Consider the following 19340-nt stretch of genomic DNA (forward strand, 5'->3'; position numbering starts at 1 on the left):
TTCGCTCAGGCGCGCCTGTCGGCCGGTTCGTCCCGCCGGTCTAGGTCACACGCCGTCGGCACCTGATGGGGCCGGTCATGAAAAACCTGTAGGGAAGGGTACTTCACCCGGATTGCGACGAGGTGTGCCTCGGTGAGGTTTCCCACCTGCGCGAAAGACACCGGTTCGAGACCTTTCGCTGCGGGCGTCGCGTCGCGCGGCGTCGGGGACGCGTTCAGTGGGGCATCAGCATGGCGGCGAGGCCGTCGCTGGCCGAGGCGCCCGACAGGGAGAGCTCGATGACGTTCGTGGCCACCACCTGGGACGAGGAACGACGGGCGAACTCCAGTGTGTGCGGCTGCCGCTCGTGCTCCTCGCGGGCCAGCTCGTCGCGGTAGATCGCGTAGACGATGCGCTGGAGGGGCCCGTTGGGCACCGTGTGGCAGGCGAACAGCAGCGTGTCCGGCTCGTGGTGGGCGACCTGGTCGACGACGGCGTCGGCGATCTGGTCGAAGCCGTCCTCCTGGCCCTCGGCGAGGGTGTAGATCGTGATCACACCGCGCAGCTTGGACGGGGCCCGACGCGCCGGTGGGGCGTCGTGGCGGTCGGGCTCGGGGTTGCGACGCCTGCGGCGCACGGGTTCCTCCTGGGGCTCGTCGTAGGACTCGAAGGGCTCGTCGGCGTCGTCGTCACCGTCGTAGCGGTCGTCGTGGCGACCCTCGTCGTAGGGATCCTCGTCGTCGTAGGGGTCGTCGTCCTCGTACCGGTCCCGGTGCCGGGGGCGCGCGACCATCGCGGAGGCGCCCCACAGGGCCGCGACGGCGCCCAGCGCCAGCAGCGGCCCCAGGACGCCGAGGCCCATGCGGCCGACGACGACGCAGAGCAGGGCGGCCAGGGCGACCAGGCCCAGCACCGACAGGTCCGCGCCCCGGTCGCGTCCGCCGCCGCGTCGACGCAGGACCGCGACGAGCGCGCAGACGAGGAAGACGGCGACCACGAGGTGCGCGGCGCCGATGAGCCAGCGGGGGATGATGTCGTAGTGGTCGGCGAAGGCCGGGAAGGCGCGGTCGAAGCCGCCGCTCAGCCGGTCGACGAACAGCACCACCAGCGGAACGATGGTGAAGGCGCTGAGGAACAGGCGCGAGGTGAACCGGCCGCGCGGGGATCGGACGCCGTACTCGACCGCGCCCCACGCCATGTAGAGCGGGCCCAGGAGGCTGACACCGATCTGGTGGAGCCGGAAGGTGACGTCGCCGAAACCGAGGATCGCGCCGACCACCGCGGCGCTGAGCCCCGCGGCGATGCCGAATGCGGCGACCAGCCAACCGACCGCGGCGGCGCTGGGGCGACGCTGGGCGTACGCGGCGAGCGCCGCGGTGGCGCTCCAGGCCACCAACGCGCTTGTGAATGCCAGTCCTACCGTCACCATCCCGACAATGATGCTGCACATCGACGGGTGGATGTGCACGTCATAGCAGCGGGTGGGGACAGTCTGGGGGAAGATCCCGCAGAGTGGGGGCACAACCCACCCGATGCATTGTGACCTTCATCACCAGAATTGCACCGGGGACCCAGTGATCCCACGAGACTCACCGGTGGCCGTAGGCTCGAGACCAGCGGGGAGCGTCACCCCGGACATGGAGGGCCGCCTCCCCCAGCCGAGCCAGGAGAGAACCGTGCCGTACGACGCGCCGCGCCCGCCCTCTGGGGGGCCGGGAGCCGCCTTCTTCGACGTGGACAACACCCTGATGCGGGGCGCGTCGATCTACCACTTCGCACGGGGCCTGGCGTCCCGCGACCTGTTCACGACGCGCGACCTGATGCGGTTCGCGTGGGGGCAGACCGTCTTCCGCGTGACGGGCGCGGAGCAGCCCGACCACATCAACGCCGCGCGCGAGGCGGCGCTGGCGTTCGTCGCCGGGCACGACGTGGCCGACCTGGTCACGCTGTGCGAGGAGATCTACGACGACTCCATGGCCGACCGCATCTGGGAGGGCACCCGGCGGCTCGTCCAGCGCCATCTGGACGCCGGGCAGCCCGTGTGGCTCGTGACGGCCACCCCCGTGGAGCTCGCGCAGATCATCCGCAGGCGCCTGGGACTGACCGGGGCGCTGGGCACCGAGGCCGAGAGTATCGACGGCGTGTACACGGGCCGACTCAACGGCGACCTGCTGCACGGCCCCGCGAAGGCCGTGGCGGTGCGCGCGTTGGCGCGGAAGGAGGGCTGGGACCTGACGGCCTGCTCTGCCTACAGCGACTCCTCCAACGACCTGCCGCTGCTGTCGATCGTGGGCGACCCGCACGCGGTCAACCCCGACGGGGACCTGCGCAGGTACGCGCGTGCGCACGCGTGGCCGGTGCACGACTTCCGCAGACACAGAAAGGCGCTGAAGGTGGCCGTGCCCGCGGCCGTGGCGGGCGCCGTGGCGGGGGGGATGGCGGTACGGGCGCTCCGTCACCGCCGCCGGGCCTAACCCCTCTCCCGGAGCGGTCACCACGGGGTTCGCCCTTCGGGCGCCACCGGGGTTCCGGAACGGAGGCGGACGGAGGCTCAGCGGCCCAGGGTCGCCCGGAAGAGCGCCAGCACGTGGATGGGGCGCAGTCCGGGGCCGCGCGGCGGCTGGGCGCAGGCGCGGCTGCCGGCGTAGGACTCGAAGGCCTGGGCCGAGGTGTAGGACGGCGACCAGTGCAGGACGCGCTCCAGGGGGGCGGTGTCCCAGCGGGCGGCGTCCAGGGTCGCACGCACCGAACGCGCGGCGCTGGCGCTCGCGTAGGCGATCCGACCGTGGCGGGCCAGGCCGCGGAGGACGCGCAGTCCCGAGGCGGGAACCGGAAGCCGCTGGCCGCCGATCCGGCGCAGGCAGTGCGACAGGGGCACGGAGTCCTTGGCTGCGACGTCGAAGGAGCCCGTCTCCTCGCTCAACGCCATCCGCACCAGCACCTCGGCGGCGTCGTCCTCGTGGAGGAAGCGCACCCGCGGGTCGCGGCCGAGCACGGTGGGCACGACACGGGAGTCGAGATATCGGGTGAGGGGGGTGTCCGTGGAGGGGCCGATGAGGTTGGCGAACCGCAGGACCGCCACGGAGACGTCGGGTCTGCGTCGCTGGAGTCCGCGGGCGTGTCGTTCGACCTCGGCCGCGTCGTCGGCGTCCAGGGTGGCGCTGGAGCGCACCACGATCCGCCGTACGGACGCCGATCGCTGGGCCGCGGTCAGGGCCCGCATCGCGCCCAGGAGGTGGTCCTCGCGGTGGGGACCGCGGTCGGCGTCGAGGCCCAGGTGGAGGACGAGGTCGGCGCCGGAGTCGGCGACGATCTGGGGCAGGCTCTCGTCGTGCAGGTCGACGTGGGCGTACTCCAGGGTCGGGGCGGCCGGGGCGCCGTCGCCGGACGCCTCCGGGGCGTAGGTCGCCCAGCCCTCACCCGAGGGCGGCGCGGAGTCCACTCCGACGACCCGACGCACGTCGGGCGCCTCCCTCAGGGTCTGCGCGACCCTGGCTGCCATGGGGCTGGAGACCCCGGTGACGAGTACGACACGAGCCATGGCGAGACGTTCCTTGGAAGACGGGAGCCGAGATTCCGGGAGGTCAGCGGACGTTCACCGGAAGGTGAAGAGTGTGTCCGCGACTCGTGAACCACAACAGCGACTCACCCGGAAAATTCCTGCGCGGTGCTCGGTACCACGCGGGGAGGGGGTGGTGTCTCCGCGTCCGAAGGCGCGCCCAGGGCCCGCCCACGCCCGCGGAGAGACGACGTTCGCCGCGACTTCCTACTTCTTGTTGCGACGCGCCACACGCGTGCGCTTGAGCAGCTTGCGGTGCTTCTTCTTCGCCATCCGCTTGCGGCGCTTCTTGATGACGGAACCCATGGGATCACCCTCTCGCTGACTGGAGTGCCGGACATGCCGCACCAGTGGGCGGTGCCTTACCGGCATGGAGCTCGGATACGGTCGCCGTGCCCGCGGGGCACCGACCGGTGCCGGGCGCGGGGTGGCCCGTGCGGCCGGGGCGGACCCCGGTGAGGCCGCCGACGGAGGCGTACGCCCACCGCACCCGAAGCCCCAGCTTACCGGTACGGGCACGCGGTCAGGGTCATGCCCCCGGAAGACCCATCGCGTCGGTGTACAGCTCCGCCGCCGGTTCGGCGTAGCTCACGCTGGCCAGCCGCTCGTCGACGAAGGTCAGCGACGTGACGCTCGCCAGGTTGCACTCCCGCCGGTCCGGTCGGTGCCACAGGCGCTTGTGCTCGGCCGCGCGGCGCGCCATCCAGATCGGGAGCTGGTGGCTCACGCACACCGCCTCGCGGCCCCACGCGGCGCGGCGGGCGTCCTTGACGGCGTCGACCATGCGGGCGACGATCTGGGTGTAGGGCTCCCCCCAGGACGGGCGGAACGGGTTGTACAGGCGTCTCAGCACCCGGGGGTCGCGCGCCGACCGGGCCGACAGCGACATGCCCTGGAACCGGTTGGCCGCCTCGATGAGCCGGTCGTCCAGGGTGACGGGCAGGTCGAGCCGCTTCTGGAGCGGGACCGCCGTCTCCTGGGTGCGGTCCAGGGGGGAGGAGAACAGGGCGGCGACGTCGTGGCCCTCGAACCACTCCGCGGTCATCTCGGCCATCTGCTGGCCCCGGTCGCTGAGGTGGAAGTCGGGCAGTCTGCCGTACAGGACCCTGTCGGGGTTGTACACCTCGCCGTGACGCAGCAGGTGCACGACGGTGGTCGTCGTCATCGTGGTCGTCCTCTTGATCCGAATCGCGGGCGCGCCTAGCCCTGGGCCTCCGCCGCGGCTCGCGCGGCGCGGGGTAGCGCCTCGACCACGCGGTCGATGGCGGCGTCGTCGTGGGCGGCGGAGAAGAACCACGCCTCGAAGGCCGCGGGCGGCAGGTAGACGCCCTGGTCGAGCATGGCGTGGAAGAACGCCGCGAACGCGGAGGTGTCGGTGGTGCGCGCGGTGTCGAAGTCGTGGACGTCCTGGTCGGTGAAGAACACCGTGAAGAGGTTGCCGCCGCCCTGGACGCGGTGCGGCACACCGGCCTCGCTGAGCGCCTTGGAGACCTCGGACTCGACCTGGGCGGAGACGCGGTCGATGTGGGCGTAGACCTCCGGGGTGGCGCCGCGCAGCGTGGCGATCCCGGCCGCGGTGGCCAGTGGGTTCCCGGAGAGGGTGCCGGCCTGGTAGACCGGGCCCTCGGGGGCGAGGCGGTCCATGACGTCGGCGCGACCGCCGAACGCCGCGGCGGGCAGGCCGCCGCCCATGACCTTGCCGAAGGTCATGAGGTCGGGGGCGACGCCCTCCAGGCCGTACCAGCCGGAGGCGCTGACGCGGAAACCGGTGAGGACCTCGTCGAGGATGAGGAGGGCGCCGTGAGCGTGCGCGATCTCCTTCAGGCGGGCGTTGAACCCGGCCTTGGGCGGGACGACGCCCATGTTGGCGGGGCAGGCCTCGGCGATGACGCAGGCGATGTCGTCGCCGTGCTCGGCGAAGGCGCGCTCGACCGCCTCGAGGTCGTTGTAGGGCAGGACGAGGGTGTCGGCGGCGCTGGCGCCGGTCACGCCCGGGGAGTCGGGAAGGGCGAAGGTGGCCAGGCCCGATCCGGCGGCGGCCAGGAGGGCGTCCACGTGGCCGTGGTAGTTGCCCGCGAACTTGACGATCTTGCCGCGCCCGGTGAAGCCGCGCGCGAGGCGGATCGCGGACATGGTGGCCTCGGTGCCGGAGTTGACGAGGCGGACCTTCTCCACGGGGGTGCGCTCGACGATGAGCTCGGCGAGCTCGACCTCGCCGGGGGTGGGCGCGCCGTAGGAGGTGCCTGCCGCGACCGCGTCGTGGAGGGCCCGCACGACGGGCGGAGCGGCGTGGCCGAGGACGAGCGGCCCCCAGGAGCAGACGAGGTCGACGTACTGCCGGCCCTCGGTGTCGGTGAGGTAGGGGCCTTCGCCCTTGACGAAGAAGGGCGGGGTGCCGCCGACGGCGCCGAAGGCGCGCACGGGCGAGTTCACGCCGCCGGGGACGACGGCGGTGGCCCGCTGGAAGAGCTCTGCGGAAGTCTGTTGAATACCCACGTCACCAGTGTGTCAGCTGTGTCCGGTTCGGTGACCGTGACCCGCCCCGTACCGGTCGCGGTGTCGTCGGTGGTCGGTGGCGGGGGGCACACGCCCGCAAGGGTCCTGTCGCGCGGATCGTCCCCGTACGCGCGGCTCCGCCTCGGCGCGCGGCGGCGGGCGCGGGAGGTCGGTCCCGGCCGAGGCCGGTCCTCTACCAGTGAGTAACTTTGGTCGGGTACACCTTTCTCCACCGACCGGAGTCAGCATGGCGACGAACTTCACCACCGCGGACCTCATCGACGACCACGGCGACACGCTGCGCAGCTGTTCCACCCAGTTCCTGCGGTTCGGCGGCCGGGACCGCTTCTTCGGCCCCATCCGGACGGTCGCGTGCCACGAGGACAACGGCCTGGTCAAGCAGGTGCTCAACACTCCCGGGGAAGGCGCGGTCCTGGTCGTGGACGGCGGCGGCTCCCTGCGCTCGGCCCTGATGGGCGACATGATCGCCGAGTCCGCCGTGCGCAACGGCTGGGCGGGCGTGGTGATCCACGGCGCCGTCCGCGACACCGTCGCCCTGGGCGGACTCGACCTGGGCGTCAAGGCCCTGGGCTCCAACCCCCGCAAGTCCGCCAAGGACGCCGCGGGACGGCTGGACGCTCCGGTCACCTTCGGGGACGTCACCTTCGTGCCCGGCGAGTGGCTGTACAGCGACGAGGACGGGATCGTCGTCAACGCCGAGCGCGTGTAGTCGCCGGAACTCCTAGAGAACCGTCACCGTGGCGGGGATCGCGTCGAGGAGAAGGGGGTGGAACTCCTCGGGGGTGGGCGACGCCGCCTGGTTGTGTCCGACCGACAGCACCGCGAAGTCCGCGGTGCCCGTGTCCACGATCAGACTCACCACGCTCACCTCGCCGAACCCCATGTCCACGCGGGTCGCGTCGGTGCTCCCCTCGACCTCGTGGGGGCGGCTGCCGCCGTCCCGGAAACCCTCGTTCAACGGGCCGACGAACGTCCGCAGGTACGTCGCCGTGTCGGCGGTGGTCACTCCCTGGGCCCCACCCGCCCGCGAGTTCACGTAGGTCAGGCTCGTGAAGGCGACGACCGTCCCGTCGTCACGCGTCAGGGCGTGGACGATCTCGGGGCCGTCCATCTCCAGCGACATCGGGGCGGGCAGCTCGTCCGTCGGTTCCCACCCGCCCGGCGCCTGATAGGAGATCCCGTACCCGGAGAGATCCTGGCCGCCCGCGATCCCCATGGCTCCCCCGCCGGGAGCGCCCTCGGGGCCACCGGTCTCCCCGGCGGACTCCTCCGCGTCGGTCGAGCCGGGGGCACCGCCCCCGTCCGTGCCCCCGCCGTCGCCGGAGTCCCCGGCCGGGTCCTCCGGGGCCGCCGCCAGGTCCGCCCCGGCCCGGACCGCGCCGAGCGTGAAGCCACCGCCGATCGCCGCGGCGAGCAGGACCACGGCTCCCAGGACGACGAGCCACACGGGCATCCGGCGTCGAGGCCGGGGACGCGGGCGCGGCGGCGCTCCCTCGGGCGAACGGCCGTGGGGCGGCGCTTCGGACCCCGGGCGGGGCGGTCGCGCGTACGGGGGTGGGGGCGGGGTCGATGCGTTCACCCGGACGAAACTACGTCATCGCACCCCGTGTCGGACCCCCTCCGTCCGGAACCGGTCAGCGTCCGTCCCCGGCGAACTCCTCGCTCGCGTCGGAGAGGATGTCGAGCACCGCGATCGGATCGGGCAGCGGAACCGATCCGCCCTCGTCGTAGGGCGCCCGGATCCACGTGACCCGGCCACCGGACGGCAGCACCGACGGCGCGCCGAGCACGAAGCTGTCCCGGCAGTGCCACCGCAGACCCGGCGTCTCCTCGACCGTCTCGGGGACGCAGTCCAGGTGGCACGACCACCATTCGTCCTCGTCCACCGGCGAGCGCGTCGCCACGAAGAACAGGTAGCGCGTGGACTCGACCGCCGCGACCGGCCCCGCCGGGACGCCCGCGCGGCCCATCCGCGCCAGGGCCATCACACCGGCCTCACGGGGCACGTCGAACACGTCGAAGACCCGGCCGGTCGGCAGGATCACGTTCGCGTGGGGGGAGGCGGTCCACCACCGGCGGATGGTGTCGGTGTCGGTGCTCGCCTCCACGCCCCAGGCCATGGTGACCGGATGAGCGGCGGGGTCCGGACAGCCCATCCGGTCGCACGTACACGCCCGGTCCTCACCGGGCGCGGCCCCGCGTACCACCGGCCAGCCGAGCCGTGCGTACCGGAGCGCGGACTCCATCATGCTGTCGGTCGTGTGGCGCCGTTTCCGTCGATAGAGCACCTCTGCCATCGAGCCCCCCGGTGGTCGTTCGTGATCGAGACGCGGCCGGCGGCTGGCGGCCCCACGCCCGGCGACCGCGACCGGTGCGGAAGGCCCGGCGCCCTCACCGGAGCAGACGCGCCGCCTCGGTCGCCCAGTACGTGAGGATCTGCTCGGCCCCCGCCCTGCGGTAGGACGTCAGCGTCTCGACGATGGCCCGCTCGCGGTCGAGCCAGCCGCGCTCCGCCGCCGCCTCGATCATCGCGTACTCACCGCTCACCTGGTAGGCCGACACGGGCACGGGAGAGGACTCGGCGACCTTCGCGACGATGTCGAGGTAGGCCAGGCCCGGCTTGACCATGACCATGTCCGCGCCCTCGGCCACGTCCAGCGCGACCTCGCGCAGCGCCTCGCGGGCGTTGGCCGGGTCCTGCTGGTAGCCGGAGCGGTCGCCGAACCGGGGCGCGCCCTCCGCGGCCTCGCGGAACGGCCCGTAGAAGGCGGACGCGTACTTGGCGGCGTAGGCGAGGATCGGCACCCCGGTGTGCCCGGCGCCGTCGAGCCCGGCCCGGATCGCCGCGACCTGGCCGTCCATCATCCCGCTCGGCGCGACGACGGCGGCGCCCGCCTCCGCCTGGGCCGCCGCGATCGACGCGTACCGCTCCAGGGTGAGGTCGTTGTCCACGTTCCCGTCGGTCGTCAGCGGACCGCAGTGGCCGTGCGAGGTGTACTCGCACAGGCACAGGTCCGCCATCACCACGATGTCCTCCCCGACCTCGGCCGACAGGTCGCGCAGGGCCGCCTGCACGACGCCGTCCGGGTCGTCGGCCCCCGAGCCGCGCTCGTCCTTGTGCGCGGGGATGCCGAAGAGCATCAGTCCCCCGACCCCCGCCGCGGCGGCCTCGACGGCCGCCTTGCGCAGGCTGTCGCGGGTGTGCTGCACCTGGCCGGGCATGGAGGAGATCGCCACCGGTTCGGTGAGCCCCTCCTTGACGAACATCGGCAGGACGAGGTTCTCCGGGAGCACCCGCGTCTCGGCGACGAGGCGGCGCATCGCCGCGCCGCGGCGCAGTCGGCGCGGCCGGACGGCGGGGAACGCGGCGTCGTGGCTGGAGGCGGTCATGTCGGGGCTCCCGGGTGGTCGTCGGATGTGGGCGGGCTCAGAGCTTGCGGCGGCGGCCGCGGCGCTTCTGGCTCGGCTTCAGGACGGGCTTGCCGGCCTCGATCGCCTCACGCCGCTTGGCGGCACCGTACTCCGAAAGCGCGTCCACGAGGGCCGGAACGGAGGCTTTGGGGGCCACGACGTCCACGCGCAGCCCGAACTCGATCGCGGTCTTCTCGGTCTCGGGGCCGATGACGGCGATCACCGTCGTGTTGTGCGGCTTGCCCGCGATCCCCACCAGGTTGCGCACCGTGGAGGAGGACGTGAACAGCACGGCGTCGAAGCCACCGCCCTTGATCGCCTCTCGGACGGGAGCGGGCGGCGGGGCGGCGCGCACGGTGCGGTAGGCCGTGACGTCGTCGACCTCCCAGCCCAGGTCGGTCAGCCCGGCCGAGAGGGTCTCGGTGGCGATGTCCGCGCGGGGCAGCAGCACCCGCTCGATGGGGTCGATCTCGGCGTCGTAGGGCGGCCACACCGACACGAGTCCGGCGCTGGACTGCACGTCGTCGGGCGGCAGCAGGTCGGGCTGGATCCCGAAGTCGCGCACGGCCCGCGCGGTGGCCTCCCCGACGGCGGCGACCTTCACCCCGGCGAAGGCGCGCGCGTCGAGCCCGTAGGACTCCAGCCGCTCGCGGATCGCCCGGACCGCGTTGACGGAGGTGAACGCCACCCACTGGTACCGGCCGGTGACCAGGCCGCGGACGGCGCGCTCCATCTGCTGCGGGGTGCGCGGCGGCTCCACGGAGATCGTGGGGACCTCCTCGGGGACGGCCCCGTGCGCGCGCAAGCGCTCGGACAGCGCGGCGGCCTGCTCCTTGGTGCGCGGCACGAGCACCCGCCAGCCGAACAGCGACTGGGTCTCGTACCAGGACAGCTCCGGCTGGCGACTCACGGGCGTCCCGACGACCATCAGCGCGGGCGCGGTGAGGTGGTGTCCCTTGGCGTCCTTGGCCTTGAGCTCGGCGACCAGGCGGTTCAGCGTCGAGGTGACCGTGGTCTGCCGGGTGGTGCCGCCCGCGCGCACGACGGCCACGGGCGTCGTCGGCGGACGTCCGCCCGCGATGAGGGTCTTGCACAGCACGTCGATCCCGGGGCCCTGGTGCGCGGGCGGCTCACCGGGAGGGGCGTCAGCGCCCAGGACGACCAGCGTGGCGTCGCTGGCGGCGGCCTCGTGCCAGTCGACCTCGGCGCCGCCGTGCGCACGCGCGTGCAGCAGCCGGACCTCGGGGTTGCCGTCGCCCAGGAGCGGGATGCCCGCGAAGGTCGGCACGGAGGTCACCGAGGAGACCCCCGGAACCACGTCGACGTCGATCCCGGCCTGGTGGCAGGACGCGACCAGGTCGCCGCCCCGGCACCCGAAGAACGGGTCGCCCGAGAACAGCCGCACCACGCGCTGCCCCTCGCGGGCGCGCGCGACGGCGAGGGCGTTGATGTCGCCGCCGCACTCGTCGGCCTCGATGACGGACACGTCCTCGGAGCAGTGTTCGAGGAGCCCCTCACGGAAACCGGCGAGCTCCTGCCCGGCCGGTTCGCGGAGGGTGATGACCACGTCGGCGCGGCGCAGCATGTCGGCGCCGCGCAGGGTCAACAGGTCGGCGCTGCCGGGGCCGGAACCGACCAGCGCCACGTGTCCGGTCCGCGATGCGGCGCGCGACTCGTCGGGCTGGGGGTTGGCGTTGGCGTTCACGTACTGGCTCCTCGTGTGTGGTTCGCCTGTTCCCGGGGCGCGGGTTCCGGGACGGTGGCGATGCGGCGGGCGGGTTGTGCGGCGGCCCGCCGACCGGCTCCTACGGTGTCTCGTCCCTCTCGGTGAAGGCCGCGGCGACGATGCGGTCGGCGCCCTCGGCGATCATCCGCCGTGCCAGGTCCCGCCCCAGGTCGGCGGCGGCCGCCAGGTCCCCGGGATCCTCCAGCCCGATCTCGCGCTCCCGGCGCACGGCCTCGGCGCCGTCGGTGGCGACGACGGCGGCGCGCAGGCGGAGCCGGCCCCGCCCGTACTGGGCGTAGGCGCCGACGGGCGCGGCGCATCCGGCCTCCAGCTCGGCCAGCACGGTCCGCTCCGCGACGACCTCGGCGCGGGTGGGCGCGTGGTCGACGGAGGCGAGGTGGGCGAGGTCGCCCTCGGCGCGTTCGGTGGCGCACTCGACGGCGAGGGCGCCCTGGCCGGGCGCGGGCAGGACCTGTTCGGGCTCGAAGACCTCGGTGACGTCGTCGAGGCGGCCGACGCGGCCCAGCCCGGCGTAGGCCAGGACCACGGCGTCGACCTCGCCGGAGGCGACCTTGCCCAGGCGGGTCTCGGCGTTGCCGCGGATGGGCACGAAGGTGAGGTCGGGGCGGAGCGCGGCGAGCTGGGCGGCGCGGCGCGGGGACCCGGTGCCCACGCGCGCGCCCGAGGGCAGGTCGGCGAGCTTGAGGCCGTCGCGGGCGCACAGGGCGTCGCGCGGGTCGTCGCGCTCGGGGACGGCCACGAGGGTGAGGCCCTCGACGGGGGCCGTGGGCAGGTCCTTGAGCGAGTGGACCGCGAAGTCGATGTTCCCGGCCTCGAGTTCGTCGCGCAGGGCGTTGACGAACACGCCGGTGCCACCGAGCTGGGTCAGGTGCGCCTTGGTGACGTCGCCGAAGCTGGTGATGAGCACGAGCTCGATCGCCTGTCCGGTGCGCTCGGTGATCGCGTCCGCGACCATCTGGGACTGGGTGGTCGCCATGGTGCTGCGGCGGGTGCCGAGCCTGGCGGTGGTGCCGGTCATGACTGCTCCTGAGCGGAGGGCTCCGCGTGGGTCGGGGCCGTCGGGGCGGTGAGCGCCCCGGGCGCCTGGGGGTCGAGGTCGAACAGTTCTCTGAGGGCCGCCTCGTAGGACTCGCCGTCCGGCGCCTTGGCCAGCTCCTTGACGCGCACGGTGGGCCGGTGCAGGAGCTTGTCGGCGACGCGGCGCATGGCGCGCGTGATCTCCTCGCGGGCCTTGGCGCCGAGGTCGTCGGGCAGGCGGCCGTGGAGGCGGGTGAGTTCGGCCTCGACGACGTCCTGCGCCTGGGCGCGCAGGGCGACCACGGTGGGCGTCACCTGGTTGGCGCGGCGCACGGCGCCGAACTCGGCGACCTCCTCCTCGACGATCCCGCGGACCAGGGTGAGGGAGCCGGAGCGGTCGCCGCCGCTCCCCGAACCGGTGGCGGCGGCCTGGCGCAGGTCCTCGATGTCGACCAGGCGCGCGCCGGGCAGGTCGCGGACGGCGGGGTCGATGTCGCGGGGCAGCGCGAGGTCGAGGAAGACCAGGGGTCTGTCACGTCCCTCGGCGGCCGGGGCGACGGCGTCGGCGGTGAGCACGAGGCCCTGGGCGCCGGTGCAGGAGATGACGAGGTCGACGTCGGCGAGGGCGTCGGCGGCGGTCTCGAAGGGCACGGCGTGCGCGGCGACGGTGTCGTAGGCCTCGGTGAGGCACTCGGCGAGGCGGGCGGCCCGCTCCTGGGTGCGGTTGGCGACGACCACGCCGCTCGCTCCCTGGCGGGCGACGGTGTTGGCGGACAGGGCGCTCATGGACCCGGCGCCCAGGATGAGGACGCGGATCCCGGCCAGGCAGCCGGGCGCGGGCCGGGCGACCTCGGCGTCGGCGGCGGGGGTGTCGGCGGGGACGGTGGAGGCGGTGGAGGCGGTGGTTCCGGCGGGGGCGGTGGCACCGGACATGGGGCAGCCCGCAGGGGCCGCCACGCCGTCGGCGGGGGTGGTGCGGGCGACGGTGACGTCGGCGGCGTCCGCCGGGGCGCCCAGGTGGCGGAGGGCCTCGGTGAGGCCGAAGCTGACCATGTCGGCCCCGGCGTGGTCGAGGTGGGTCTCGGTGTGGGCGCGCTTGCCCACGCGCAGGGCGCGCTGGCCGAGGTCGTTGAGGACGCGGCCGACGGTGGCGTTGTCCTGGCCCTCCTTGAGGGCGTCGCGGACCTGGCCGAGGATCTGGCCCTCGCCGACGACCATGGAGTCCAGGCCGCAGGTGACGGAGAAGAGGTGCTGCACGGCGCGGTCCTCGTAGTGCACGTAGAGGTGCTCGGAGAGCTCGCCCAGGGGCACGCCGGTGTGCCAGCAGAGGAGTTCGGTGATGGCCGCGACGCCGCCGTGGAAGGTCGCGACGTCGGCGTAGATCTCCGTCCGGTTGCAGGTGGAGACCACCATGACCTCGTTCACGGAGTCGGAGCCGAGCATGTCGCCGACCGCCCTGGTCCGCGTCTCCCCGTTCAGCGCGACGCGTTCGAGCAGCGCCACCGGTGAACTCCGGTGGCTCAACCCCACGGCCAGGACACTCATCCGAACTCTCCTATGCGGGCCCTACACAGCTTCATCCATACTCGGGTACGGTTCGCCAGCCCCGTATGCGGCCCCTCCCGAGACGCGGCGCACGCTCGCTCATCGCCGCCGCGTGTGCGGGCCTCACGGCCCCGGTGTCGGTCTCACGTCAGCTCCAGTCCCGCCCGCCGCGCCTCGCGGCCGTCGCCGTCGGCCCTGCGCTGCGCGTGGAAGGCCAGGATCTGGAGTTCGATGGACAAGTCGACCTTACGCACATCGACCCCGTCCGGCACATTGAGCACCACGGGGGCGAAGTTGAGGATGCTGGTCACCCCGGCCTCGACGAACCGGCTCGCCACGCCCTGGGCGGACGCCGCCGGTGTCGCGATGACCCCGATGGACACGCCCTTGGAACGCACAACCTCCTCCAGGCTGTCAATATGCCGCACGTCGAGGGAGGCCACACTGCGTCCGACCACCGACGGGTCGGCGTCGAGCAGGGCCGCGATACGGAACCCGCGCGACCCGAAGCCCCCGTAGTTGGCCAGTGCGCGGCCCAGGTTGCCGATGCCGACGATGGCCACGGACCAGTCCTGGGTGAGACCAAGCTCACGCGAGATCTGGTACACGAGGTACTCGACCTCGTAGCCCACCCCGCGCGTCCCGTAGGAGCCCAGGTGGGACAGGTCCTTGCGGAGTTTGGCGGAGTTCACCCCCGCGGCCGTCGCGAGCGCCTCGGAGGAGACGGTGAGGATCCCGCGGTCCTGGAGCGCCTGGAGTGCGCGGAGGTAGACCGGCAACCGGGCGACGGTGGCTTCGGGGATTCCCCTCTCCCGGGGCCGAGGTGGACGACTGGTCACAGGCGGGCGCTCCTGAGCGGCTGTGGTGCGGACGGGGTGCGGGCCGTGAGCGGCGCGCCGTGGGGGCCGGTGCGTCGTCCTTCCCCGACTGGTCTGTGCTCCAGATTACGTGCTTGTGAAAGCACGCACAAAGTGGGGTCGGGTGTGACACGGCGTTCATAAGTTCCCACGAATCGGGGGCGCGGGGGCCGCGCGGCGCGGCCGGAGCCGCTCCGCGTTCCTCCGCGCGAGGTCACGGCGGCGTCCGGTGGTACGGGGAGGCGGATTCCGGTCGCCGGCCGCTCTCCCCGTCCCCCCAACGGAAGGCCCCCGCATGCCGGAGAAGCGGTATGGCCGAGGTGCCCATTCCGGGCCGCCGGAAGGAATCCGGTGAGAAGATTTGTGCAGAATCGCGCGAATTCTCGCGCGCTCTCCCACCTCATAACATCGCAAAGGCGACATGTGGACACACCGCAGAACGCGCGAAGCGGTGTGTGCGCGATCTACCGACGCCGATCCCACGCACGGGCACGGCACGCGCGCCCCCCACGGCGGGACCCGCGAACCGACGGGCGCCACCCGGCGCGGATCCCGCGTCCGGCCGGCCTCACGCGCCGATCGCGGAGCGCAGCCGGTCCTCGGCGACCCGCCAGAAGTCGTGCCGACGCCCGTCCACGAAGGTCACCGGGATCTTGTCCCAGTACTCCTCGCGGTCCGTCTCGCCGACCTCGTCCAGCCGCACCTCGGCCCGCGTCACGCCGAGGTCGTCGGTGACGCGCTCGACGACCGACCACGCCTCCTCGCACAGATGGCATTCCGGCTTTCCGAGCACGACCACGCGCGCCCGCCGCGCCCAATCCGGTGTTCCGCCCATGTCTCCTCCGTGTTCCGAACCGTTCAAGCGACCCTCACCCGCCCGCGAAGGGCGGTAGGACCTCGATCACAGTGCCGTCCGTGACGGGGACCTCGCGGTGCGGCCGACGACCGACCGGCCGTTCGTCCACCAGAAGGGACGAAGCCCCGAGAACACGCTGGAAACGGTCGTCCGGATGCAGCCGGGAGGCCGCGTCCAGGGCGTCTCCGAGCGTCTCCGCCTCGACCCGTTCCTCGGCGGTTCCGGCCGCTTCCTTGGCCGCGGCCCAGTACCTGATAGTGCACTTCGCCATCTGTTGATTATCCTTGGTGTTGCTCGGAGGCGACGTATTCGACAAATCTTCACCGGGGGCAATGGCGCCTTCGTTCGTCCGCATCGCGCGGGGTTGACGAGAAGAGACGCATGAGCCATCTGCTGCTACTGACGAACTCGAACGAACCGTCCGACCACGTGCTGCCCGCTCTCGGACTCCTCCTGCACTCGGTGCGGGTGGCGCCCGCGGAAGCCGGTGCGCTCCTGGCCTCCGGTGCCAACGGAAGCTCCAGCGCTCCCGTCGACGCCATTCTGGTCGATGCGCGAACCGACCTGGCAGCCGCCCGGAACTTCTGCCGCCTGCTCGACACCACGGGGCTGGACTGCCCGCTGCTGGTCATCCTGACCGAGGGCGGCGTCGCGGCCCTCACCCCGGACTGGCAGGCCGACGACTTCATCCTCGTCACCGCCGGACCGGCGGAGGTCGAGGCCCGGCTGCGCCTGGCCGTGGGGTCGGCCGACGCGGGTTCCGACGACCCGGACGAGATCCGCCGGGGCGACCTGGTGATCGACGAGGCGACCTACATCGCGCGGCTGCGCGGGCGGATCCTCGACCTGACCTTCAAGGAGTTCGAACTCCTCAAGTTCCTGGCCCAGCACCCCGGCCGCGTGTTCACGCGGGCGCAGCTGCTCCAGGAGGTGTGGGGCTACGACTACTTCGGCGGCACCCGCACCATCGACGTCCACGTGCGGCGCCTGCGCGCCAAGCTCGGCGCGGAGTACGAGTCGCTCATCGGCACCGTGCGCAACGTGGGCTACCGCTTCGTCCCGGACCCGGTCGCCAAGTCGGCGTCGGCCAAGGACGGGGGCGCGGAGTCGCTGCCCGCCGCCCGGACTCCGGAGACGACCGGGAAGTAGCGGGAGGCCGCGGCGGACCGCCCGAGGCGGCGGCGCCGGGCGTGCGGACGACCGAGGACGACCACGGGGTGCGCGATCGGCGTGACCGGGACCGACGGGGTCCCGGTCGCCGACCTCGCGCGGTGTCGGGTCCGCCCGGGGAGGCGGCGTGGAACCCGCTCACATCCGGTACTCCGTTCACCCAGCGTGACCGCCCGTGCGAAATCGGGTGCGCAAGGCACTCGTCTTCGGCGGCCGAACGCCCTAGGATTCGTGTCGTACCCCGAGTCGGGTGAGAGCGGGCGCGGTGACACTCCCCTGGCCGGGTCGTACGCCCACCGTTCCGGCGCGCCACCGTAGGAGTGAATCGCACCGATGTCCACCCCCGCCGCGAGACCCCCGCTCCCCGCGCACACCCGGCCCCGGCCCCTGCGCCTCGCTCTCGGCACCACGTTCGTCGGGTCCACGCTCATCGCCGTGGTGGCCCCCGCCTACGCCGCACCCTCGCCGCCCTCACCGTCCGACGAGCCCACCGCCGACCCCCCGTCGGTCGCCGTCGCGTTCCAGCACCCCGCCAGCGAGGTGGACCTCGGCTCGGACGCGCCCTCCAACCCCGTCACCGCCGTCAACACGGGCGACCTGGCCGTCTGCCTCGTCGACCTGGCCGTGGAGGCCCCGGACTTCCGGGTCGGCGGCTTCGAGCCCCAGCGCCTCGACCCCGGCGGGCGCGTGCCCGTCGGTCTGGTCGACGGCGCGCCCCGGGAGTCGGTCGACGTCGTCGCCGTCCTCACCTACGCCGCCGCCGACGACCAGGGCGAGTGCACCACCCCCGGGACCCAGACCAGCGCCGTGACCGGGACGTGGTCGATCACCGTGATCGCCCCCCGGCCCACGGGCTCCCCCTCGCCGGACCCCACGGAACCTCCGTCCCCGAGCCCCGACCCGACGGAGCCCCCCTCCCCCACTCCGGACCCCACCGAGAGCCCCAGCCCCACCGAGAAGCCCAGCCCCACCCCGAGCCCGCCGGTGCGGCCCTCGCCGACCCCGAAGCCCACCGACGACCCCGGTGACCCCGGGTCGGAGAGCCCCTCGCCGACCCCCACCCGGACGGACGAGGACTCGACCGGCGGCTCCGACGGCGGCCGACGCACGGACTCCCCCGACAGCCCGGACCCGACGAACAGCCCCACCTCCCGCGACACGTCCTCGCCCCAGACGCCCCGGCCCGGCGTGAACTCGCCGCCGACCAGCGGCGGCGACGTCCCGACCATCCCCGACGACACGGCCGACCTGCCCGACCTCTCCCCCGGCGGCCAGGACCTCGCCGAGCTGCCGCTCGTCACGCCGAGCGACGGCGACGTGGGCGAGACCGAGGTCGCCGCCGACCACACCGACCTCCGCCCGTCGATAGCGCCGTCGGTCCTCCTGGCCGCCGTCCTGCTGGCCCTGCTGCTCGTCACGCCGCTCGCCCCGGCGCGCCGGGTGCGGACCGGAAGCGGGTACCAGGGAAGGCGCAGGCGTACCTGAACGGCACGTCTCGTACCCGATACGCCGGACTCGGCCACGCGTCCGAGGCGTCGTAGGCTTTCGGCATGAGCACCCCGCACGTCACCGACGACCTCGGCGCGGACCTGGCCGACCAGATCCTGGCCCTCGCCGAGGCCGCCCGCCGACAGGATGGCGTCGCCCCCCTGTCGGAACACACCGTCCTCCGCGTCCGCCACGGCGCCCCCACGGGCAGCAGCCGGTTCCACGTGGTCACCCGGGACGGCCGGGTCGTGGGCTTCGCGTTCGTCGAGCGCGTCGAGGGCGAACCCGACTCCGGCGAGCTCGTGGTCGACCCGGCCCACCGGGGGCGGGGGACCGGCACCGCGCTCCTGCGCTCGGTCCGCGACGACGCCGGACCCGACGGCGTGCGCGTGTGGGCGCACGGTCGCACCCCGCAGGCGGTGGCCGTGGCCGAGGGCGACGGCTGGCACGCCGTCCGCGAGCTGCACAAGATGCGGATGCCGCTGAACGACATCCCGGCCGACGCGCCGGGCGGCCCCCGCACCGCGCCCGACCTGCCCGGGGCCGAGCTCAGGCCCGACATCGCCGACCGGGTCCGCGTGCGCGCGTTCGTCGTCGGCCAGGACGAGGAGGCGTGGCTGCGCGCCAACGCCCGCGCCTTCGCCGACCACCCCGAACAGGGCCAGCTGACCCTCGACGACCTGCTCCAGCGCGAGGTCGAGGACTGGTTCGACCCCCACGGCTTCTTCCTCGCGACCGCCACCGACGGTTCGGTCGCCGCGTTCCACTGGACCAAGACGCACGCCGACGGGGCCGGGCTCACCGACGGCGAACCGGTCGGTGAGGTCTACGTCGTGGGCGTGGACCCCGAGTGGCAGGGGACGGGGCTGGGCCGCACGCTCACCCTGACGGGCCTGCACCACCTGCGCGACGCCGGGCTGCCGTGGGTGCACCTGTACGTGGACGGCGACAACGAGGCCGCCGTGCGGCTCTACACCTCCCTCGGGTTCGAGGTGTGGGACACGGACGTGATGTACGCGCCGTCGTCGGAGGCCGTCGGCCCCGGGGCCTCCTGAGGTGCGGCACATCACATTCACCACCTGAACCCCTTGAGGCCACGGGAGTGCGACATGTCGTTCATCTCCCGTTCACCTTCTCTGGGATAACTGGTCACCTGCCGCGCCTACCTTCGCACTCGGCGCGGAAGGGCCACAC

General features: G+C 73.3%; 19 protein-coding genes. 5 read left to right on the top strand and 14 right to left on the bottom strand.

The genetic code is table 11. The features are described from left to right. Positions 1 to 214: 214 nt before the first annotated feature. On the bottom strand, positions 215 to 1408 hold the full coding sequence (locus AB0I72_RS03540) for a hypothetical protein (protein WP_358562528.1): 1194 nt from the start codon (positions 1406 to 1408) through the stop codon (positions 215 to 217). A gap of 247 nt (positions 1409 to 1655) precedes the next feature. Here AB0I72_RS03540 and AB0I72_RS03545 point away from each other — a divergent pair, with 247 nt between their 5' ends. Beyond that, positions 1656 to 2453 carry an HAD-IB family hydrolase gene (locus AB0I72_RS03545; protein WP_358562530.1) on the top strand — a complete coding sequence of 266 codons (798 nt, stop codon included), beginning with the start codon at positions 1656 to 1658 and terminating at the stop codon, positions 2451 to 2453. Positions 2454 to 2530: 77 nt separating this feature from the next. Here the strand turns inward: AB0I72_RS03545 and AB0I72_RS03550 are convergent, their stop codons facing one another. From AB0I72_RS03550 to hemL, 4 genes are all read right to left on the bottom strand, one after another. Then, positions 2531 to 3520 carry an epimerase gene (locus AB0I72_RS03550; protein ID WP_358562532.1) on the bottom strand — a complete coding sequence of 330 codons (990 nt, stop codon included), beginning with the start codon at positions 3518 to 3520 and terminating at the stop codon, positions 2531 to 2533. A 225-nt stretch (positions 3521 to 3745) separates the two neighbouring features. Continuing rightward, the gene (locus AB0I72_RS03555; protein ID WP_013155353.1) at positions 3746 to 3844 is read right to left on the bottom strand and encodes an AURKAIP1/COX24 domain-containing protein; all 99 of its coding nucleotides are present in this window, start codon (positions 3842 to 3844) and stop codon (positions 3746 to 3748) included. 223 nt (positions 3845 to 4067) lie between these two features. After that, positions 4068 to 4703: a histidine phosphatase family protein gene (locus AB0I72_RS03560; RefSeq protein ID WP_358562534.1), complete on the bottom strand. Its 636-nt coding sequence runs from the start codon at positions 4701 to 4703 to the stop codon at positions 4068 to 4070. 35 nt (positions 4704 to 4738) lie between these two features. Beyond that, positions 4739 to 6034 carry a glutamate-1-semialdehyde 2,1-aminomutase gene (gene hemL / locus AB0I72_RS03565; protein WP_358562536.1) on the bottom strand — a complete coding sequence of 432 codons (1296 nt, stop codon included), beginning with the start codon at positions 6032 to 6034 and terminating at the stop codon, positions 4739 to 4741. 247 nt (positions 6035 to 6281) lie between these two features. Between hemL and rraA the strand changes: the two genes are divergently transcribed. Next, positions 6282 to 6764: a ribonuclease E activity regulator RraA gene (rraA, locus tag AB0I72_RS03570; protein ID WP_358562538.1), complete on the top strand. Its 483-nt coding sequence runs from the start codon at positions 6282 to 6284 to the stop codon at positions 6762 to 6764. A 12-nt stretch (positions 6765 to 6776) separates the two neighbouring features. On the opposite strand, the gene AB0I72_RS03575 is transcribed toward rraA, so the two are convergent. The 9 genes from AB0I72_RS03575 to AB0I72_RS03615 all read right to left on the bottom strand — a co-directional run bounded on the left by AB0I72_RS03575 (position 6777) and on the right by AB0I72_RS03615 (position 15759). Then, the gene (locus AB0I72_RS03575) at positions 6777 to 7508 is read right to left on the bottom strand and encodes a hypothetical protein (RefSeq protein ID WP_358562540.1); all 732 of its coding nucleotides are present in this window, start codon (positions 7506 to 7508) and stop codon (positions 6777 to 6779) included. A gap of 181 nt (positions 7509 to 7689) precedes the next feature. Next, positions 7690 to 8304 (bottom strand): bifunctional DNA primase/polymerase, encoded by a 615-nt coding sequence (locus tag AB0I72_RS03580; RefSeq protein ID WP_358562542.1) that lies wholly within the window; start codon positions 8302 to 8304, stop codon positions 7690 to 7692. A 142-nt stretch (positions 8305 to 8446) separates the two neighbouring features. Then, positions 8447 to 9445, bottom strand: a complete 999-nt coding sequence (gene hemB, locus AB0I72_RS03585) for a porphobilinogen synthase (RefSeq protein ID WP_358562544.1) — start codon at positions 9443 to 9445, stop codon at positions 8447 to 8449. A gap of 37 nt (positions 9446 to 9482) precedes the next feature. After that, complete coding sequence (locus AB0I72_RS03590; protein ID WP_358562546.1) at positions 9483 to 11171, bottom strand: uroporphyrinogen-III synthase; 1689 nt, start codon at positions 11169 to 11171, stop codon at positions 9483 to 9485. A gap of 100 nt (positions 11172 to 11271) precedes the next feature. Further along, entirely contained in the window at positions 11272 to 12231 is a 960-nt protein-coding gene (hemC, locus tag AB0I72_RS03595; protein WP_358562548.1) for a hydroxymethylbilane synthase, read from the bottom strand. Then, positions 12228 to 13775, bottom strand: coding sequence for a glutamyl-tRNA reductase (locus AB0I72_RS03600; protein ID WP_358562550.1), 1548 nt, complete (start codon positions 13773 to 13775; stop codon positions 12228 to 12230). The genes hemC and AB0I72_RS03600 overlap by 4 nt, the downstream gene beginning before the upstream one ends. A gap of 143 nt (positions 13776 to 13918) precedes the next feature. Next, entirely contained in the window at positions 13919 to 14614 is a 696-nt protein-coding gene (locus tag AB0I72_RS03605) for a redox-sensing transcriptional repressor Rex (protein WP_358562552.1), read from the bottom strand. A 586-nt stretch (positions 14615 to 15200) separates the two neighbouring features. Further along, entirely contained in the window at positions 15201 to 15467 is a 267-nt protein-coding gene (locus tag AB0I72_RS03610; RefSeq protein WP_358562554.1) for a glutaredoxin family protein, read from the bottom strand. A 34-nt stretch (positions 15468 to 15501) separates the two neighbouring features. After that, a complete protein-coding gene (locus AB0I72_RS03615; protein ID WP_358562556.1) occupies positions 15502 to 15759 on the bottom strand; it encodes a MoaD/ThiS family protein in 258 nt (85 codons plus the stop codon). Between the two features lie 110 nt (positions 15760 to 15869). Here AB0I72_RS03615 and AB0I72_RS03620 point away from each other — a divergent pair, with 110 nt between their 5' ends. The 3 genes from AB0I72_RS03620 to mshD all read left to right on the top strand — a co-directional run bounded on the left by AB0I72_RS03620 (position 15870) and on the right by mshD (position 19201). Beyond that, positions 15870 to 16637, top strand: coding sequence for a response regulator transcription factor (locus AB0I72_RS03620; RefSeq protein ID WP_358562558.1), 768 nt, complete (start codon positions 15870 to 15872; stop codon positions 16635 to 16637). Positions 16638 to 16991: 354 nt separating this feature from the next. Further along, positions 16992 to 18143: a hypothetical protein gene (locus tag AB0I72_RS03625; protein WP_358562560.1), complete on the top strand. Its 1152-nt coding sequence runs from the start codon at positions 16992 to 16994 to the stop codon at positions 18141 to 18143. A gap of 65 nt (positions 18144 to 18208) precedes the next feature. Next, positions 18209 to 19201 carry a mycothiol synthase gene (mshD, locus tag AB0I72_RS03630; protein ID WP_358562562.1) on the top strand — a complete coding sequence of 331 codons (993 nt, stop codon included), beginning with the start codon at positions 18209 to 18211 and terminating at the stop codon, positions 19199 to 19201. Positions 19202 to 19340: the final 139 nt, after the last annotated feature.

It is taken from the genome of Nocardiopsis sp. NPDC049922 (genome assembly GCF_040660275.1).
In the GTDB taxonomy this organism is placed as follows: Bacteria; Actinomycetota; Actinomycetes; order Streptosporangiales; family Streptosporangiaceae; genus Nocardiopsis.

Excerpts from the sequence above, each read along its gene's own strand:
- AB0I72_RS03625 (WP_358562560.1), top strand. The coding sequence starts at position 16,992 with ATGTCCACCCCCGCCGCGAGACCCCCGCTCCCCGCGCACACCCGGCCC.
- AB0I72_RS03550 (WP_358562532.1), bottom strand. The coding sequence starts at position 3,520 with ATGGCTCGTGTCGTACTCGTCACCGGGGTCTCCAGCCCCATGGCAGCC.
- hemC (WP_358562548.1), bottom strand. The coding sequence starts at position 12,231 with ATGACCGGCACCACCGCCAGGCTCGGCACCCGCCGCAGCACCATGGCG.
- AB0I72_RS03610 (WP_358562554.1), bottom strand. The coding sequence starts at position 15,467 with ATGGGCGGAACACCGGATTGGGCGCGGCGGGCGCGCGTGGTCGTGCTC.
- mshD (WP_358562562.1), top strand. The coding sequence starts at position 18,209 with ATGAGCACCCCGCACGTCACCGACGACCTCGGCGCGGACCTGGCCGAC.
- AB0I72_RS03615 (WP_358562556.1), bottom strand. The coding sequence starts at position 15,759 with ATGGCGAAGTGCACTATCAGGTACTGGGCCGCGGCCAAGGAAGCGGCC.
- rraA (WP_358562538.1), top strand. The coding sequence starts at position 6,282 with ATGGCGACGAACTTCACCACCGCGGACCTCATCGACGACCACGGCGAC.
- AB0I72_RS03580 (WP_358562542.1), bottom strand. The coding sequence starts at position 8,304 with ATGATGGAGTCCGCGCTCCGGTACGCACGGCTCGGCTGGCCGGTGGTA.
- AB0I72_RS03575 (WP_358562540.1), bottom strand. The coding sequence starts at position 7,508 with ATGCCCGTGTGGCTCGTCGTCCTGGGAGCCGTGGTCCTGCTCGCCGCG.
- AB0I72_RS03560 (WP_358562534.1), bottom strand. The coding sequence starts at position 4,703 with ATGACGACGACCACCGTCGTGCACCTGCTGCGTCACGGCGAGGTGTAC.
- AB0I72_RS03555 (WP_013155353.1), bottom strand. The coding sequence starts at position 3,844 with ATGGGTTCCGTCATCAAGAAGCGCCGCAAGCGGATGGCGAAGAAGAAG.
- AB0I72_RS03540 (WP_358562528.1), bottom strand. The coding sequence starts at position 1,408 with ATGGTGACGGTAGGACTGGCATTCACAAGCGCGTTGGTGGCCTGGAGC.
- hemB (WP_358562544.1), bottom strand. The coding sequence starts at position 9,445 with ATGACCGCCTCCAGCCACGACGCCGCGTTCCCCGCCGTCCGGCCGCGC.
- AB0I72_RS03600 (WP_358562550.1), bottom strand. The coding sequence starts at position 13,775 with ATGAGTGTCCTGGCCGTGGGGTTGAGCCACCGGAGTTCACCGGTGGCG.
- AB0I72_RS03620 (WP_358562558.1), top strand. The coding sequence starts at position 15,870 with ATGAGCCATCTGCTGCTACTGACGAACTCGAACGAACCGTCCGACCAC.